The sequence below is a fragment of the Devosia sp. genome, assembly GCF_028290625.1.
In the GTDB taxonomy this organism is placed as follows: Bacteria; Pseudomonadota; Alphaproteobacteria; order Rhizobiales; family Devosiaceae; genus Devosia.
In genome coordinates this window covers 20,691-37,080 of record NZ_JAQGJM010000025.1, presented here as the reverse complement: position 1 = coordinate 37,080, position 16,390 = coordinate 20,691, and the positions used below count along the sequence as shown (strand labels likewise).

12 protein-coding genes are annotated in these 16,390 nt (G+C 62.9%); 4 read left to right on the top strand and 8 right to left on the bottom strand.

Features of this window, described 5'->3' with window-relative positions; genetic code table 11:
- Positions 1-56: 56 nt before the first annotated feature.
- A complete protein-coding gene (locus JWR51_RS14035; RefSeq protein WP_299748549.1) occupies positions 57-1,049 on the bottom strand; it encodes a substrate-binding domain-containing protein in 993 nt (330 codons plus the stop codon).
- Positions 1,050-1,384: 335 nt separating this feature from the next.
- Here JWR51_RS14035 and JWR51_RS14030 point away from each other — a divergent pair, with 335 nt between their 5' ends.
- Positions 1,385-2,614, top strand: a complete 1,230-nt coding sequence (locus JWR51_RS14030; RefSeq protein ID WP_299748463.1) for an ROK family transcriptional regulator — start codon at positions 1,385-1,387, stop codon at positions 2,612-2,614.
- A gap of 96 nt (positions 2,615-2,710) precedes the next feature.
- Complete coding sequence (locus JWR51_RS14025) at positions 2,711-4,948, top strand: EAL domain-containing protein (RefSeq protein ID WP_299748461.1); 2,238 nt, start codon at positions 2,711-2,713, stop codon at positions 4,946-4,948.
- Here the strand turns inward: JWR51_RS14025 and JWR51_RS14020 are convergent.
- Complete coding sequence (locus tag JWR51_RS14020) at positions 4,945-5,943, bottom strand: DNA topoisomerase IB (RefSeq protein ID WP_299748458.1); 999 nt, start codon at positions 5,941-5,943, stop codon at positions 4,945-4,947. The genes JWR51_RS14025 and JWR51_RS14020 overlap by 4 nt on opposite strands.
- A gap of 6 nt (positions 5,944-5,949) precedes the next feature.
- Positions 5,950-6,108: a hypothetical protein gene (locus JWR51_RS14015; RefSeq protein WP_299748455.1), complete on the bottom strand. Its 159-nt coding sequence runs from the start codon at positions 6,106-6,108 to the stop codon at positions 5,950-5,952.
- A gap of 119 nt (positions 6,109-6,227) precedes the next feature.
- Between JWR51_RS14015 and ade the strand changes: the two genes are divergently transcribed.
- A complete protein-coding gene (ade, locus tag JWR51_RS14010; protein WP_299748452.1) occupies positions 6,228-7,937 on the top strand; it encodes an adenine deaminase in 1,710 nt (569 codons plus the stop codon).
- Between the two features lie 3 nt (positions 7,938-7,940).
- Positions 7,941-9,578 (top strand): CocE/NonD family hydrolase, encoded by a 1,638-nt coding sequence (locus tag JWR51_RS14005; RefSeq protein ID WP_299748449.1) that lies wholly within the window; start codon positions 7,941-7,943, stop codon positions 9,576-9,578.
- Here JWR51_RS14005 and JWR51_RS14000 read toward each other — a convergent pair.
- The 5 genes from JWR51_RS14000 to JWR51_RS13980 all read right to left on the bottom strand — a co-directional run bounded on the left by JWR51_RS14000 (position 9,575) and on the right by JWR51_RS13980 (position 16,372).
- Positions 9,575-10,297 carry a DUF930 domain-containing protein gene (locus JWR51_RS14000; protein WP_299748446.1) on the bottom strand — a complete coding sequence of 241 codons (723 nt, stop codon included), beginning with the start codon at positions 10,295-10,297 and terminating at the stop codon, positions 9,575-9,577. The genes JWR51_RS14005 and JWR51_RS14000 overlap by 4 nt on opposite strands.
- A gap of 40 nt (positions 10,298-10,337) precedes the next feature.
- Positions 10,338-12,506: a malate synthase G gene (locus JWR51_RS13995; RefSeq protein ID WP_299748444.1), complete on the bottom strand. Its 2,169-nt coding sequence runs from the start codon at positions 12,504-12,506 to the stop codon at positions 10,338-10,340.
- Positions 12,507-12,558: 52 nt separating this feature from the next.
- A complete protein-coding gene (gene guaD / locus JWR51_RS13990; RefSeq protein WP_299748441.1) occupies positions 12,559-13,860 on the bottom strand; it encodes a guanine deaminase in 1,302 nt (433 codons plus the stop codon).
- Complete coding sequence (locus JWR51_RS13985; RefSeq protein ID WP_299748439.1) at positions 13,857-15,083, bottom strand: urate hydroxylase PuuD; 1,227 nt, start codon at positions 15,081-15,083, stop codon at positions 13,857-13,859. The genes guaD and JWR51_RS13985 overlap by 4 nt, the downstream gene beginning before the upstream one ends.
- 206 nt (positions 15,084-15,289) lie before the next feature.
- Entirely contained in the window at positions 15,290-16,372 is a 1,083-nt protein-coding gene (locus JWR51_RS13980; RefSeq protein WP_299748436.1) for a BMP family ABC transporter substrate-binding protein, read from the bottom strand.
- Positions 16,373-16,390: the final 18 nt, after the last annotated feature.

Genomic DNA, 16,390 nt, shown 5'->3' with positions numbered 1-16,390 from the left:
CTCGCGATGCACTCCCTCCCCGCTGCGGGGAGGGAGGCAGATCGTGTAGGCTTGGCTTAGCCCCAGCAGAGCTCGGCGCCCTTGGCGGTGTCGATCGACTCCACCCCGGTTACTGGCTTGTCGGTCACCAGCGCGGCGCCGGTGTCGAAGAAGTCGAGGCCGGGGGTTGCCGCCGGCTTTTCACCGGTGTCGGCGAACTTCTTGATCGCTTCCATCGCCATGGCGGCCATTTTCAGTGGATATTGCTGGCTGGTGGCGCCGATCACGCCGGCCTTGACGTTGGCGACGCCGGGGCAGCCGCCATCGACCGAGACGACAAGTATCGAACCATCATCCTTGCCAACTGCCTTCAGCGCTTCATAGGCACCAGCCGCAGCCTCCTCATTGATTGTGTAAACCACATTCACATCCGGGCATTTCTGCAGCAGCGTTTCCATTGCGGTACGCCCGCCGTCCGCCGCACCCGCAGTCATTTCATGACCGCAGATGCGCGCGTCGTCTTCGTCCCCGTACTTATTGGGATCTTTCACATCGATGCCGAAGCCGGCCATGAAGCCTTGGTCGCGCAAATAGTCCACGGTCGGCTGGTTCACCGCCAGATCGAGGAAGGCGATCTTGGCGTCAGCAGCCTTGTCGCCCAGCGTGCCCTTGGCCCAGGAGCCGATCAGCTCGCCGGCCTTGCGGTTATCGGTGGCAAACGTCGCGTCGGCGGCGTCGATCGGATCGAGCGGCGTGTCGAGCACGATGACCAGGAGACCCGCATCGCGCGCCTGCTGGATTGTCGGCACGATGGCGCTGGAATCCGATGGCACGATGGCAAAGCCCTTGGCCCCCGAGGAGATCAGGTTCTCGATCGCGGCAATCTGGCTGTCGTTGTCGCCGTCGAACTTGCCGGCGAAGGTGCGCAGATCAATACCGAGCTCGTCGGCCTTGGCCTGCGCGCCCTCGCGCATCTTGACGAAGAACGGGTTGCCTTCCGTCTTGGTGATCAGCCCCACGACGGGCTTGTCCTGGGCATATGCCGCGGTGCCGGCCATCAGACCGAGCATCACCGCCCCAGCGGCCGCGACCTTAAAGAAACTATGCATGATTTTTCCTCCCAAAGGGTTCCTCGAGCGAACGCCCGCAGTTGACCTGCATTGGTGCGTTCGCATCCGGCTCGCGGCGATGATGTGCTCATCCTCCGCTGCCATGCGCCCATCATCAGCAAATCGCCCGCCGCCTGTCAATAAGTTAATCCAGTGGATTTATTAATTGACAGCACGGCGGCGAAGGTCTGATTTATACCATGGAGGAGACATCAACCTGATCGCGCCAGTTGCATTTTGGCACGATTTGCCGCCAATGGCGGGCAGCTAAAGGCTTGGTGCCAAAGGAGGAGATGGTGTCGTCTGCGCGCGCCAAAATTGGCCAGAAACGTTCGGACGGCTTGAGCCGGGGCACGAACCAGAGCGGCGTGCGCCTGTACAACGAGCGCCTGGTGCTGTCGCTGATCCGGCGGCACGGCAAGCTGCCCAAGGCCGACATTGCCCGCATGACCGGGCTGTCGCCGCAGACCATTTCCATCATCATGAACCAGTTGGAGGCCGATGGCCTGCTGACGCGCGGCGACGCCCAGCGCGGCCGCGTCGGGCAACCCTCGGTGCCCTATTCGCTCAATCCCGATGGCGCCTTTGCCTTCGGGCTGAAGATCGGCAGGCGCAGCGTCGATCTTTACCTGATCAATTTCGTCGGCGAGGTGCAGGCCAAACTGCACCAAATCTATGCCTATCCGACGCCGCAAAGCGTGCGCGATTTCGCCATTGCGGGACTGGCGCAATTGCAGGCCGACCTTCCAGCTGACACCATCGCGCGCATCGCTGGGCTTGGCATCGCGGCCCCTTATGAAATGTGGACCTGGGCTGAGGAAATCGGCGCGCCGCTCGAGGACATCGAGGCCTGGAAGACCGTGGACATCCGCGCCGACCTAGCGCGGATCTGTGCCTGGCCGGTGTATTTCTCCAACGACATCACCGCGGCCTGCGCGGCCGAATTGATGTTTGGCAACGGCGCCGATTATATCGATTATCTCTATGTTTACATTGGCTCTTTCATCGGCGGCGGGCTGGTGCTCGATGGCCACCTGTTCCCCGGACGCACCCGCAATGCCGGGGCGCTCGGCTCCATGCCGGCCTATGCGGGCTCCCCCGAGCGCTCGCGCCAGTTGATGAACGTCGCCTCGATCTATGTGCTTGAACGCAAATTGATCGAACAGGGCCGTAGCGCCGATCTGCTCTGGCAATCGCCCGACGATTGGGGCCCGCATCTGGGTCCGGTGCTCGATGACTGGATCGATGAGGTTGCCGAAAGCCTGGCCTATGCCATCGTCGCCGCGATCGCGGTGATCGATGTGGAAACCGTGGTGGTGGACGGAGCATTTCCCGTCAGTGTCCGCCAGTCCATCATCGAGCGGACCCGCATGGCGCTGGACCGGGTCAATCGCCAGGGTTTGTCTGCCTTCACGCTGGTCGAAGGGGCCTTGGGCAGCGGCGCGCGCGCCATGGGTGGAGCCGCGATCCCCCTGCTGGCCAACTTCACCCAGGACCGCGAGGTCCTGTTCAAGGAAAACGGCTGACGCCAGCGCTTTATCGCCGAAATCGCCGGCTTGGTAACCAGTCTGCAAGTGTGCCTGCGTTAGGGCTTGTGCTTAAGGGCTCACACCGGCTGCTTGATGCAATCCCAACCGACGACCGCGCACCGCTGGCAGTTTTCCACAAGCGTGCTGCTGCCCGTCGTCTTGACGATGGTGGTGACGGCCGCGGCGGTGCTGGGATTCACCCTGTGGTCGACCGCCAATATCGATGAGCGGGCCCTGGAACGGCAGACCAGGATGGTTGCGCATGTGCTGTCGGCCCAGCGCCAGCAGATCAGCCACGACCAGGAAAGCGTCGCCATCTGGGACGATGCCCTGCTTGCTACCAAGCTGGCGCCCGATCTGGACTGGGTCGATACCAATCTTGGCGTCTGGATGTATGACTTTTTCGGCCACAACCGTTCCGTCGTGCTCGATGCCGGTAACCAGCCGATCTATCTGATGGAAAACGGCGCCGCCGCGCCGCTCGACCATTATGGCCAGGTCGCCGACGCCGTTGGCCCGCTCGCCATGCGTCTGCGGCAACTGATCGCGGCGGGCGGCATGACCCGTTACAACCAGGGGCGCGATAGCGCCCCACCCGCGACCGCCGAATTCGTCGTCGTCGACGGCATGCCGGCCGTCGTCAGCGTCATACCCATCGTTTCCGATAGCCGCCAACTGCTGCAGGAGCCCGGCAGCGAGCCGCTGCTGGCGGATATTCTGTTTCTCGACCGCGCCTTCGCGGAGCGCCTGTCCGACGAGTATCTGTTTGAAAATGCCCGCTTTTCGCTGACCGAGAGTAGCGATCCAGGCAAGGCCATCTACCCTCTGCTCAACAGCGCGGGACGGTTCATCGCCTTTTTCGAGTGGACGCGCGACCGGCCGGGCCAGACACTGCTGCGCCACACCGCACCGGCCTTCGGCTTTGCCTTCCTCATCGCCGTGATTGTGGTGTTCCTGCTGCTGCACCAGTTGCGACGCTCGTCCTCGGCACTCGAAGCGGGCCGCATTCATGCCGAATATCAGGCCGCGCATGACCGGCTAACCGGCCTGCCCAACCGCAGCAGTTTCGACGCCAGGCTGGCGCAAACCCTGACGGAGCGGCAGACCGCGGGGGCCTATCTGAGCCTCTTGATGCTCGATCTCGATCGTTTCAAGCAGATCAACGACACGCTGGGGCACCAGGCCGGCGACGACCTGATCCGCTGCGTCGGCCAGCGCCTGCGCGCCACGGTGGGCGACGATATGCTGATCGCTCGGCTCGGTGGCGACGAATTCGGCATTCTTTCGGTATCGCGCGAGCGGCAAATCGATGCCATCGCGCTATCCAGCCGGATCATCGACTCCATCGGTCAGGCCTTCGAGCTCAACCATTTCAAGGCCTTCGTCGGTGTCAGCATCGGCATCGTGCACGCCACCGGTGGCGGCGCCGAACCGCATGAATTGATCCGCAAGGCCGATATCGCGCTCTATGAGGCCAAGTCGGCCGGCCGCAACCGCGCCGTGGTCTATCAGGAGCACATGAACGAGCTGCTGCAATTGCAGCACACCATCGAGGCCGAACTGCGCGACGCGCTGAAACAGACCGACCAGCTCTCGGTGGTGTTCCAGCCCCTGGTCGACCAGCAGAGCCGCAGGGTCGCCGGCGCCGAAGCCCTGGCCCGCTGGCACCACCCCAAGTTTGGCCAGATCTCGCCGGCCCGGTTCATTCCAGTGGCGGAAAGTACCGGCCTGATCGAAGTGCTGGGCGAATTCGTGCTGCGCCGGGCCTGCGAGCTCGGCGCCAAGTCACCGGGACGCGATATCGCCGTCAATATCTCGCCCACCCAATTGCGTAATCCGAAGTTTGCCATGCTGGTGTTCGAGGTCCTGCGCCAGACAGGCATGCGCCCCACCGACCTGGAACTGGAAATCACCGAAAGCATCCTGCTCGATGACGAGCACATCTCCGCCCAGAATTTGCGGACCTTGCGGGCCTCGGGCATCCATATCGCGCTCGACGATTTCGGCACCGGCTATTCGTCGCTGAGCTATCTCAAACGCTATCCCGTCGATCGCATCAAGATCGATCGCTCTTTCGTCAACCAATTGGAGCCCGGCCACGTCTCCGTGGCGATCACCCAGGCGATCGTCACCCTGGCTCACGCCATGGATATCCGCGTCACTGCCGAAGGCGTCGAAACCACCGAGCAGGCCGATATGCTGGGCGCGATGGGCTGCAACACATTGCAGGGCTTCCTGTTCTCCGCTGCAGTGCTGCCGGCCAAGATCGAAGAAATCTTCGCCGATCCCGCCAACGCGCTCGACCGCAAAGGGCGGACAGAGGCGGCCTAGGCCATGGCCGCCAGCACCGTCCGCAGCCGCTGTTCGCGCTGCCGCAGCCCAGTCTTGCCGCGTCCCGCCGCTTGCCAGAGGGATTGCAGCTTACCCTCATCGAACAGCTTGAACAGGCAGGGCGCGATATAGGATTTGCGGCAGATCATCGGCGTGTTGCGCAGCACGTCCGCAATCTCGCGCGTCACCTGCGCCATCTGCCGGCGGCGTGCCGACATCGAGGTTCCGGTTTCCAGGCGGGCCAAGGCCTCGCCCGCCATGGCGCTGGCATGCAGGGTGCGAAAATCCTTGGCGGAGATATCGACACCCGCCAAGTCGCGCAGATAGGCGTTGATCGCGCTGGTCATGATCGGCCGGATTTTGCCTTCTGAATTGCGATAGACCAGCAACCGCTTGCCGCTCAGGGTCTTGATCCGGTTGACGGCATCAGCCAGCACCGCATCGGTGACGCAATAATCGGCGCGCTTGCCGCCCTTGGCGTCGAACGCCATGCAGACCTCGTCACCATCGACGCGGATATCGCGGGAAAACAACGTCCCTGCCCCGCGCGTGCCGCTGGTGGCCAGGTATTTTTCCCGCCCCACCCGCATCGCCGTACGATCGATCAGATCGACCGCGATGGCCAAGGCGAGTGCCTTCGAGCCGGCTTCTGCGCCGAGATCGGCCTGCACCTTGCGCCGCAGCCGGGGCAAGGCCGAGGTCAGCAGGGCCAGCCGCGCCTGCTTCTTGCCGGTGCGCTTGGCCTCCCAATCGGGGTGATAGATATATTGCACCCTGCCCGCCTCGTCGGTGCCCAGCGCCTGGATATGCGCCCGCGGATGCACCGCGATGTGGACCTCGTTCCAAGCGGGGGGAATGCCGAGCGAGCGAATGCGGGCTCTGTCTTCGGCGTCGGCAATGACCGCGCCGTCTGCCCCCAGATAGGAAAACCCCTTGCCCTTGCGCCGCCGCGAGATCGTCAGATCCTCGCGACCCACTTTGACCAGTCGGACCATCGCGGCCTACGTCGGGTTCGGCTGCGTGCCGGTATAGATGGCATAGACAATGCCGAGCAGCACCACGACCCCGACCAGCGAGTATACCAGCACCCGCAAATTCATCTTGCGCGGGCTGGCCTGACGCACGTCTGTCGTATTCTTGTGCGGATCGTAGGTTTCCATGCTGGACTCCCGTATTGAACGATCGTCCTCAACGTGCGCAAGCCGTCGCGGTTCCAGCTAAGGGCTTGACGGCAAAGGTGGGCCAGCCGACGTTCAAGCACGCAACACGAAGGCCATTCATGACCACTTCCGCCGCACTCACCCGCATGATCATGGCCGGCCAAGGCAAGGCCGAGGCGGACTTGGTGATCAAGAACGTGCGCCTGCTCGATGTGATCACCGGGGCAGTGATCACCACCGACATCGCCATTGTCGATGACCGCATCGTCGGCACCCATTCCGAGTATCACGGCAAGGTGACCATCGACGGCGGCGGTCGCTTCGCGGTTCCGGGCTTCATCGATACGCATCTGCACATCGAATCGTCCTTGGTCACGCCCTTTGAATTCGACCGCTGCGTGTTGCCGCATGGCGTCACCACGGCGATCTGCGACCCGCATGAAATCGCCAATGTGCTGGGCGCCGAGGGCATAAGCTATTTCCTCTACTGCGCCGAACAGACCGTGATGGACGTGCGGGTGAACCTATCCTCCTGCGTGCCGGCCACCGCCTTCGAGACGTCCGGCGCTGCGCTGGAAATCGCCGATCTGGAGCCATTCCGCACCCATCCCAAGGTGATCGGCCTGGCCGAGATGATGAACTTTCCCGGCGTGCTCAATGCCGATCCGGGCATCATCGCCAAGCTGGTGGCCTTCCAGGACGGCCATATCGATGGCCACGCGCCGCTGCTGCTGGGCCAGGCGCTCAACGGCTACCTGGCCGCCGCCATCCGCACTGATCATGAGGCGACGACTGCCGCCGAAGCGCGCGAAAAGCTCGCCAAGGGCATGGCCATCCTGATCCGCGAAGGCTCGGTGTCCAAGGACCTCAATGCCTTGGCCGAAATCCTCGACGAGAACACGTCCAGCTTCGTGGCCCTGTGCACTGATGACCGCAACCCGCTCGATATCGCCGAGGAAGGCCATCTCGATAGCTCGATCCGCCGCCTGATCGCCATGGGGCGGCCACTGCACCACGTTTATCGCGCCGCCTCCCACTCGGCGGCCCGCATTTTCGGCCTGCGTGATCGTGGGCTCGTTGCGCCCGGATGGCGTGCCGATATCGCTTTGCTCGACAGCCTTGAGGATTGCCGCGTTTCGGATGTGATCGCCGCTGGCCGGCTGGTTCGCCCCGAACTCTTTGCCGCCCGCCAGCCTGTCGCGCCGGTCGGCCTGTCCTCGATGAGGGCGACGCCGGTGACACCCGAGACCTTCGTCACTCCGGCCAACCCGGGCCAAAACCGCACAACGGTGATCGGCGTCAAGCCCGGCCTGATCCTGACCTTCCGCGAAAGCGCCACGCTCGCCGTCACCGAGCTGGGCTTGCAACCCGACCTTGCCGCCGACGTCATCAAGGTGGCGGTCATCGAGCGTCATGGCCGCAATGGCAATATCGGGCGCAGTTTCGTCACGGGCTTTGGCCTCAAGCGCGGCGCCATCGCTTCCAGCGTCGGCCATGACAGCCACAACATCACCGTCGTCGGCGCCAGTGACGCGGACATGGCGCTGGCGGTGAACCGCCTGATCGAACTGGGCGGCGGCTTCGTCGTCGCCGAAGACGGCAAGATCACCGCCGAACTTGCTTTACCCCTGGCGGGCCTGATGAGTCTGGAACCGTTCGAGACCGTCTCCCATGCCCTGCATCTGTTGCGCGACGCGGCCAAGTCGCTGGGCTGCGTGCTGCCCGAGCCATTCCTGCAGGTGGCGTTCCTCGCACTGCCGGTCATCCCGCATCTCAAGATGACCGATCGCGGGCTGTTCGATGTCGATAAGTTCGACTTCGTGGACTGATCCATGAGCCTGCAAAGCCTCTATCTGGCCTATATCGACAACCTGCCGCCGCGCCTCAACGGCGTGAAGAAGCATCGCAATATCGCGCTGACCATGGACGACGGCATCATCCTGATGACCGATCATTTCGCCCCGCGCACCAAGGACAAGCACCCCACCATCCTGATGCGCCTACCTTATGGCCGCCGGGGTTTTGGCGGCATTGCCGAAGCCTATGCCGAGCGCGGTTTCAACGTGGTGCTGCAGGCCTGTCGCGGCACCGAAAAATCCGGTGGTGAATTCGATCCACTGGTCAATGAGCGCGCCGACGGGTTGACGACGCTGGCTTGGATCAAGGATCAGCCTTGGTATGACGGCCGCCTCGGCCTGTCCGGCCCCAGCTATCTGGGTTATGCGCAATGGGCCATTTGCGACGCCCTGCCCCCGATTGCAGCCATGGCGACCAAGGTCACCAGCGCCGATTTTCGTTCGGTAGTGTTCCCCGCCGGGGCGTTTCATCTCGGGCTCTGGCTCTCCTGGCTGCAGGTGATCGACGGGTTGCGCGAGCGGCCGCTCAAGATGGCCGGCACCATGTTTTCCGGCGGCGTCGAGCGCAAGACCGCCAAGGCGTCGATGGTGCTGCCGCTGGTCGAGGCCGACATTGCGGCGGTCGGCAAGCTGGTGCCGTTCTGGCGCCGCTGGTTCAAGGAATCCATCGGCAATGATGTGTTCTGGGAGGCGATCGACCATCGCCACCGCCTGACCGCCACTACGCCCCCGGTACATTTCATGTCCGGCTGGTATGATTTCATGGTCGACCAATTGCTGTCCGACTATCAGCGCCTCGTCGATGTCGGCCACCAGCCGTTCCTCACCGTGGGCACCTGGACACATATCTCGGACGAATTGCAGCGCGACAACTTGCGCGAGACCCTGCTGTGGATGCGCGCCAAGCTGCTGGGCGATAGCGCCGATCTGCGCGAAAAGCCGGTACGCATCCACATTTCGGGGCTGGATGAATGGCGCGATTATGATGCCTTTCCGCCTGGGCCGGCGACGCAGCAAACTTGGCACCTGCATCCCGGCGGCGTCCTGGCGTTATCACGACAGACGGCGAGCGAACCCGACCGCTATGTCTATGATCCGGCCGATCCGACGCCCAATATCGGCGGCGCCATGTTCGCCTTTACCGGAGCCGGTCCAGTCGACAATGTCAGCCGCGAAAGCCGGGCGGACGTGCTCAGCTACACCTCCGAGCCGCTCGACGCGCCACTGACGATCATCGGGCAAACCAGCATCACGCTCTACGCCCGCGCCAGCGTGCCCAATGTGGATTTTTTCCTCCGGCTCTGCGACGTGTCGTCGGACGGCGTTTCGACCAATATCTGCGATGGCCTGATCCGCGTAACGCCGGCAACGCCCGTAGAGACCGATGGCACCTGGCGGCTGAACTTCACGCTGCATGCCACCGCCCATGCCTTCCTTGTCGGCCACCGCCTGCGTTTGCAGGTCTCCTCGGGGGCGCATCCGCGCTATGCCCGCAATCTGGGGACCGACGAGCCGGTTGGCACGGCGACGACGCTGGTCGCCAACGACATCGAGATTTTCCACGATCCCCAGCGCCCAACGGCTATCGCACTGCCGGCCTTCGACATCCGCTAATCCATCTCCTGATCTTCGGCGGTGAGATCGTGGCTTTCCCATTCGCTTTTGGGGATCGGCTCGCCAATCGCAAACGAGAAGTCGGTGACCGACTTCAGATCGGCCGCAACCGCACAGCGGAACTTGAAGCCGTACCATTGCTTTTGGCTGCGAAATGCCCCGCCGTCCGCGGTGACGCTAGTGGCGCTGACATCCATGTCGGCCATCGCGTAAGCGACGAGGACATCAGGGTCCAGCTTGGGATCGGCGGCATGAATCTGCGCCAGCGCCTCGATATTGCACAGTTGGACTTTTCGCTCATCTCCGCCGAGGAGCGGCAGCGTTTCGCGAACTTCCTTGCTCGCCGGCTCCGCCAGGACGCCCGCACCGAGCAACTGCGTTGGATGCACCATGCCTGAAGGCGGCACGCCAGTTGACGGCGCTGGCGATGGGGGCGCGACCGGCGCAGCCTCGGGCGGCGGCCGAGCCACGCTTGCCTTGCTGGCCGGGGCGGTCACGATCGCCGGCAACGCGGTGGCTGCCGCATATTGCTCCGCGGTGACGAGATCGATCGCAATGCTGTGCTCGGGTGGCGCGTCGGGCAACGCCCTGGCCTGATGCAACAGCAAGGCCAGCAACATGGCATGCAGCAATGCCGAGGCGACCAGCTCCGCCCCGGCGGGCAGGCGCCCGTCGAACCTGGGTAGCGGTAGTCTCATCTCGGCAATGCGCGAAGCCATGCCGCATCGATAGTCCCGGTTGCAGCGCTTTTAAGGCAGCTCAGCTCCGCGCAGCCTCGCGGGCCTTCACCATGCGGCGGCGCTCATGCAGGATTGGCTCCGTATACCCTGCGGGCTGGTCGGCGCCGCGCAGCGCCAGGTCCAGCGCCGCGTTGAAGGCCACCGACTGGAAATTCTCCGCCATCGAGCGATAGATAGGATCACCGGCATTCTGCTCGTCTACCACCGAGGCCATGCGCTCGAAGGTGGCGATCACCTCATCCTTGCTCACCAGCCCGTGGCGCAGCCAGTTGGCCACGGCCTGCGAGGAAATCCGGCAGGTAGCACGGTCTTCCATCAGTCCGACATCGTTGATATCCGGCACCTTGGAGCAGCCGATGCCCTGCTGCACCCAGCGCACCACATAACCCAGAATGCCCTGGGCATTGTTTTCCAGTTCGCGGGTGATTTCATCGCGGCTGAGCGAGAACGGCACCTGGATCGGCATGGAGAACAGTTCAGCGAGGCTCGGCGTTGCCTCGTCATGGCGGCGCTGCTGCGCCTTGAACACGTCGACCTGATGATAGTGCAGCGCATGCAGGGTCGCGGCGGTTGGGGACGGCACCCAGGCGGTGTTGGCGCCGGCATTGGGGTGGCCGATCTTGGCGCTCATCATTGCGGCCATGTCGTCAGGCCGCGCCCACATGCCCTTGCCGATCTGCGCCCGGCCGCTGAGGCCGCAGGCCAGCCCGATCAGCACGTTGCGGTCTTCGTACGCCTGGATCCAGCGCTCAGACTTGATCTCGTCCTTGCGCAGCACTGGGCCGGCTTCCATCGAGGTGTGGATTTCGTCGCCAGTGCGGTCGAGAAAACCCGTATTGATAAAAAACACCCGTTCGCGCGCCGCGTGGATCGCGGCCTTTAGATTCGCGGAGGTGCGCCGTTCCTCGTCCATGATGCCGATTTTGACCGTCAGGGGCTTGAGCCCGAGCATCTTCTCGACCGAGCCGAATATCGCGCAGGCGAAGGCGACTTCCTCGGGCCCGTGCATCTTCGGCTTGACGATATAGACAGCGCCGGTGCGGCTGTTGAGCTTGTCGTGCATGGCGCAGAGCACAGTGACGGCCGCATCCATCAGGCCTTCGCCGATCGGCTTGCCGGCAGTATCGCGCACCGCGTCGGTGGTCATCAAATGCCCGACGTTGCGCACCAGAAGCAACGAACGGCCCTTGAGTATCAAGGGTTTACCGTTGACGTCCTTGTAGTCGCGGTCGGCCTTGAGCGTGCGCGTAACGGTCTTGCCGCCCTTCTCGAACGTATCGCTTAGCGTGCCGTTCATCAGGCCCAGCCAGTTGCGATAAACGCCGACCTTGTCGTCGGCATCGACGGCGGCGACCGAGTCTTCGCAGTCCTGGATCGTGGTCAGCGCCGCTTCGACGATAATATCGCTGAGGCCCGCCTTGTGGGTGGCGCCGATGACGCTACCCGGCTCGATCACCAAGACCACGTGTAAGCCATTGTGGCGCAACACGAGTTCACCCTTGTCTTGCGTGCCGCCATAGCCGGCGAAGGCCTCCGGGTCCTTGAGTCGTGTACGGCCCGCACTCGTGTCGACCACGAAGTGCCGCCGCTCGCCATCCTTCTCGACGTGATAGCCGGTAACATCGCGATGGCTGCCGGTTTCCAGCGGAAATGCCGCATCGAGGAATTCCGCCGCCTTGGCAACGACCGCCTGCCCGCGCGCGGCATTGAAGCCCGCGTAGACCGCTAGATCGCCCTCGCGGCTGATGACATCGGTGCCGTAGAAAGCGTCGTAGAGGCTGCCCCAGCGCGCATTGGCGGCGTTGAGCGCGTAGCGGGCATTGCTCACCGGCACCACCAGTTGCGGACCGCACAGAGCAGTGATTTCCGCATCCAGCCCCGTGGTCTCGATAGTAAAATCTGCTGGTTCTGCAACCAGATAGCCGATATCGCGCAGGAAGAATTCATAGCCCTGCGGATTGTTGGCGACCGGCCCGTAGCGGCGGTGCCAGTCGTCGATCTTGCCCTGCAGGTCGTCCCGCTTAGCAAGCAATGCCGCATTGGTTGGGCCATGCTCGGCCAGCAGCGCCGCAAAGCCGGTCCAGAATTGTTCGGCCGTTACCGAGAGACCGGGGAGCGCTTCCTTTTCGACGAAATCGACCAATAGGGGGTGAACCGAAAGGCCGGCTTTCATCAGGTAATCGCTCATTTCTGCTTCCTTTTTGTGCGGACTGAGGAGACTTAAGTCATGCGCGGAAGTGTCACAACCCGCCTAAAGTAGACTTCGCCCTTGCACCAGCCACATAGACCTCCGCGATCGATCGGTCATCCCCGAGCGTCTGCAGCAGGAACAGCTCTTCGTAAAGCGCACTTACGGTTAGCATTCGGAGCGCCATTGCTGGCGTTGCGTTAGCATTTAGTACCACCAAATCCGCCGCACAGCCGGGCGCGATGGTGCCGATAGTGCCTTCGAGCGACAGCGCCCGCGCATTGCCCAGGGTCATCATGTAGAACGAGTTGAACGGGGTCAGTCGCTGCCCGCGCAATTGCGAAATCTTGTAGCCCTCGTCCAGCGTGCGCAGCATCGAATAGCTGGTGCCGCCGCCGATATCGGTCGCGATCCCAATTCGCACGCCGGCCATCATCAACCGTTCCCGGTCGAACAGCCCGCTGCCCAGGAACAGGTTCGAGGTCGGACAGAATACGGCGACCGATTTGGTCTCGGCCAGTACCCGGGTCTCACGATGGTTGAGATGGATGCAGTGCCCGATCAGGGTCTTGGGACCCAGTATGCCGTAATCCTCGTAGATGCCAGTATAGTCCACGGCATCTGGATAAAGCTCCATCGAGAACTTGATCTCGGCGTCGTTCTCGCTGAGATGGGTCTGCACGTAGCACTCGGGATGCTCCGCCACGAGGGCGCGGGCCATCTCCATCTGCTCGGGCGTCGAAGTGATGGCGAAGCGCGGCGAGATGGCGTAGAGCCCGCGGCCGCGACCATGCCAGCGCTCGATCAGGGCCTTGGTGTCGTCATAACTCGATTGGGCGGTGTCGCAGAGTGCTTCGGGCGCATTGCGATCCATCATCACCTTACCGCCGACCATCAGCATGTTGCGCTTTTCGGCCTCGGCGAAATAGGCATCGACGCTTCTGGGATGGCTGGAGCAATAGGCCACCGCCGTCGTGGTGCCGTTGCGGATCAATTCGTCGTAGAACGCGGAGGCGACCGAGCCGGCATGGCCCTGCTGGCTGAATTTCTGTTCTTCCACAAAGGTGTAGGTGTTGAGCCATTCCAGCAGGGACCCCGCATAGGAGGCGATCATCTGGCTCTGCACATAGTGCAGATGCGTATCGATGAAGCCCGGCAGGATCAGGTGAGGACGATGGTCAATCACCTGCGCATCGCCGATCTCGATGGCAGAAAAGTCCTCAAGCGCGACGATCTTGCCGTCGGCAATCACCACGGCGCCGTCCTCGAGGTAGCGGTAACTTGCCGCGTCATCGAGCCCTTGCGGCTCGGACAGGAAAGTCAGCACCCGCCCGCGCAGGATCGTCCGCGTCATAGCGCCGAGCCTTCGCGATACCACTCCACCAGCAGAGCGCGTTCCTCGGGTGTGATTTCGCTGACATTGCCCGGCGGCATGGCATGCGCATAACCGGCCTGGATGACGATCTGCTCGGCGTGGTTGGCAATGGCGACGTCATTGTCAAGGATGACGTTCTTGGGCGCCTCATAAATCCCGTCCCAGGCCGGTTCTGCCGTGTGGCACATGGCGCAGCGCGTCTGCACCGTCAGGCTCGCTTCCTCGAAATGGGCGGCGGCCATGAACGGTTCAGCGGCGCGCGACGCGACCAGATCACCCGCCGAGCCGGGCAGTTTTGGCCCGCTCGACAGCCAGGCGATCAGCAGGAATAGCACCACGGCCGCCAGCCACGTCCAGTGCGGATTACCCTTACGTGCATGGCGCGTGTTGAAATAGTGCCGGATCACCACGCCGACGAGGAAGATCAGGCTGGCGATGATCCAGTTCCACTGCGTGGCGAAGGCCAGCGGATAGTGGCTCGACAGCATGAAGAAGATCACCGGCAGCGTCAGGTAATTGTTGTGCAGGCTGCGCTGCTTGGCGATCTTGCCGTATTTGGCATCGGGCACCCGGCCGGCCTTCAAATCCGCCACGACGATAGTCTGGTTCGGGATGATGATCATCGCAACGTTCGCCGCCATGATGGTGGCGGTGAACACGCCCATATGCAGCATGGCGGCGCGGCCGGTGAACAGCTGCGTATAGCCCCAAGCCATCGCCGTCAGGATGGCGAACAGCACCAGCATCAGTCCATTCTGGCTTTGCCCGATCGGGGATTTGCACAGCCGACTATAGACGATCCAGCCAAGCAGGATCGAGCCGATGGAGATCAGGATGCCCGCCCATTGCGGCACGTCCAGCACGTTGCGGTCGATCAGGTAAATGTCTGCGCCGACATAGTAAATCAGCGCCAGCAGGCAAAAACCGGAGAGCCAGGTGGCGTAGCTTTCCCATTTGAACCAGGTCAGGTGTTCGGGCAAAAAGTCCGGCGCGACCAGGTATTTCTGGATGTGGTAGAAGCCGCCGCCATGCACCTGCCACTCCTCGCCATGTGCCAAAGGCGGCAGGCTGGGGGTCTTGCGCAGACCCAGATCGAGCGCGATGAAATAGAATGACGAGCCGATCCAGGCGATGGCGGTGATGACATGGGTCCACCGCACCGCAAAGCTCAGCCACTCATAGAAAATGACGAAATCGCCCATCGCTCAGTCTCCGTCCTTCCCCTCGCCCCTTGTGGGAGAGGGACAGATTGCCCTGCGTTCAGCAGGGCAATCAGGGTGAGGGGTTCTGAGCCGCCCCATGCCTTGCGGCATCAGGAAACGCAGAACCCCTCATCTGCCCTTCGGGCACCTTCTCTCACAAGGGGAGAAGGGGACCACCTTAGCCCTGGTGATCTATAGCGAAGCGATTACACCGGCTGTTCGACGCCTTCGACGTACCAGTCCATGCTCAGCAGCTCGGCATCGGTCATTGCGACGCCAGCGGCGACGCGTTCGGCGCCGGTATTGTCCTTGATCGGGCCGGTGAAGATCTTGAACGAGCCATCGATCTGGCCGGTGCGAATCTTTTCAGCATCGGCAACGACGTCGGCCGGGATCTTCTTGTTGTAGGCGCCCATCTGGACGACCTCCTCCTTGAGGCCTTCCCACGTGTCGCCCGCGGTCCAGGTGCCGGCAATCACCGCCTTGGCGGAATTGACGTAGTGTGGACCCCAGTGGTCGATGATCGCGGTCAACTGGGCTTCGGGAGCGAAGGCGCTCATATCGGCACCCTGGCCGAAGCCGCCGACAATGCCGCGTTCCTGCGCAACCTGCAGTGCCGCCGGGCCGTCGGTGTGCTGGGCGATGATATCGACGCCCTGGTCGATCAATGCACGGGCCGCATCGCCTTCCTTGGCCGGGTCATTCCAGGTCGAGATATAGACCGGCTTGACGGTGAAGGCCGGATTGATGCGACGGCCGGACAGCGCCAGCGCATTGATGCCCATGACGACTTCGGGGATCGGGAAGGAGCCGATATAGGCGGCCTTGCCGGTTTTGGAGAGGTGGCCCGCGATGGTGCCGCAGACGGCGCGGCCTTCATAGAAGCGCGCATTGTAGAGGCCGACATTGTCCGCCTTCATGTAGCCGGTGGCGTGCTCGAAGGCGACGTCCGGGAACTCGGCGGCCACCTTGATCACCGCATCGCCAAAGCCGAAGCTGGTGGCGAAAATCAGCTTGTTGCCCTGCTGGGCCAGTTCGCGCAGCACGCGCTCGCAATCGGGGCCTTCGGGCACGTTTTCCACGTAGGTGGTTTCGACGGCATCGCCGAGGGCGTCCTGCAGGAAGATGCGGCCCTGGTTGTGGCCATAGTTATAGCCATTGTCGTTGATGGTGCCGACATAGATGAAGCCGACCTTGAGCTTCTCCTGGGCGAAGGCAGTGCCTCCGAGCAATGGCAGGGCGGCGGCGGCACCACCGATCTTGAGAATGTCGCGGCGGGATAGGGTCATGTGTCTCTCCTGATTGAC

What these genes read in the sequence shown, in the direction of transcription:
- JWR51_RS14025 (WP_299748461.1), top strand. Translation starts at nt 2,711, where the DNA reads ATGCAATCCCAACCGACGACCGCGCACCGCTGGCAGTTTTCCACAAGC.
- JWR51_RS14020 (WP_299748458.1), bottom strand. Translation starts at nt 5,943, where the DNA reads ATGGTCCGACTGGTCAAAGTGGGTCGCGAGGATCTGACGATCTCGCGG.
- guaD (WP_299748441.1), bottom strand. Translation starts at nt 13,860, where the DNA reads ATGACGCGGACGATCCTGCGCGGGCGGGTGCTGACTTTCCTGTCCGAG.
- JWR51_RS13980 (WP_299748436.1), bottom strand. Translation starts at nt 16,372, where the DNA reads ATGACCCTATCCCGCCGCGACATTCTCAAGATCGGTGGTGCCGCCGCC.
- JWR51_RS14015 (WP_299748455.1), bottom strand. Translation starts at nt 6,108, where the DNA reads ATGGAAACCTACGATCCGCACAAGAATACGACAGACGTGCGTCAGGCC.
- JWR51_RS14000 (WP_299748446.1), bottom strand. Translation starts at nt 10,297, where the DNA reads ATGGCTTCGCGCATTGCCGAGATGAGACTACCGCTACCCAGGTTCGAC.
- JWR51_RS14005 (WP_299748449.1), top strand. Translation starts at nt 7,941, where the DNA reads ATGAGCCTGCAAAGCCTCTATCTGGCCTATATCGACAACCTGCCGCCG.
- JWR51_RS13985 (WP_299748439.1), bottom strand. Translation starts at nt 15,083, where the DNA reads ATGGGCGATTTCGTCATTTTCTATGAGTGGCTGAGCTTTGCGGTGCGG.
- JWR51_RS13995 (WP_299748444.1), bottom strand. Translation starts at nt 12,506, where the DNA reads ATGAGCGATTACCTGATGAAAGCCGGCCTTTCGGTTCACCCCCTATTG.
- JWR51_RS14035 (WP_299748549.1), bottom strand. Translation starts at nt 1,049, where the DNA reads ATGCTCGGTCTGATGGCCGGCACCGCGGCATATGCCCAGGACAAGCCC.
- ade (WP_299748452.1), top strand. Translation starts at nt 6,228, where the DNA reads ATGACCACTTCCGCCGCACTCACCCGCATGATCATGGCCGGCCAAGGC.